The 937-nt window shown below is 37.6% G+C and carries 1 protein-coding gene; it reads right to left on the reverse strand.

Features of this window, described 5'->3' with window-relative positions; translation table 11 throughout:
* Window positions 1-937: M3 family oligoendopeptidase (locus ACRCJ0_RS15760; RefSeq protein WP_431391129.1), on the reverse strand; the 937-nt coding region annotated here is incomplete at its 5' end.

Genomic DNA, 937 nt, shown 5'->3' on the forward strand with positions numbered 1-937 from the left:
CTATTTGTTTAATAAGCCTTTTAATTCAGCTAATCTTTGCTCGAATTGGGTAAAGGTTTCTTCGATATAAGTGGCATTGGTCATATCGATACCCGCTTTTTGCATAACATTAATTGGGAAATCAGATGAACCTGATTTCAAGTAAGTTAAGTACTTGTCAACGGCACCTTCTTCACCTTCTACTAAACGTTTAGCCAATGTGTTGGCTGCAGAGAATCCTGTTGCATATTGGTAAACATAGTAGTTCATGTAGAAGTGAGGGATACGAGACCATTCTAAAGCGATTGTTTTATCCTCTCCGATTGACGGACCGTAGTAGGCCTTGTTTAATTCAAAGTAGTTTTCACTTAGGAAGTCTGCTGTTAAAGGTTGCCCGTTTGCATCCGATTCATGCATGAATTTTTCAAATTCAGCAAACTGTGTTTGACGGAAGATTGTCCCTTTTACCCCATCAAGATAGTGGTTCAAGATATAGATTTGTGCATCCTTATCTTCAATTGTATCTAGTAAATATGAAGTTAATAAGTTTTCGTTTGTCGTAGAGGCAATTTCTGCTACGAAAATTGAGTAGTCCCCATATACGTATGGTTGGTTACTTCTAGTGTAATAAGAGTGCATTGAGTGACCTAACTCATGAACTAATGTATACAAGTCATTCAATGAATCTTGCCAGTTTAGTAAGATATATGGGTTGGTATCATATGCACCTGATGAGTATGCTCCTGAACGCTTACCTTCATTTTCATAAACATCGATCCATTTCTCGTCAAAGGCTTTGGCCAAGTCTTTCAAGTATTGGTCACCTAAAGGCGCTAAAGCCTTAAATGTAATCTCTTTAGCTTCTTCGTAAGTAAATTTCACCGGTGCATCACCTGTTAATGGTGTATACATATCCCACATTTGTAAGTCATCAAGACCTAGCATGTCTTTTCTTAAG

The sequence above is a fragment of the Aerococcus sp. L_32 genome (assembly GCF_050689315.1).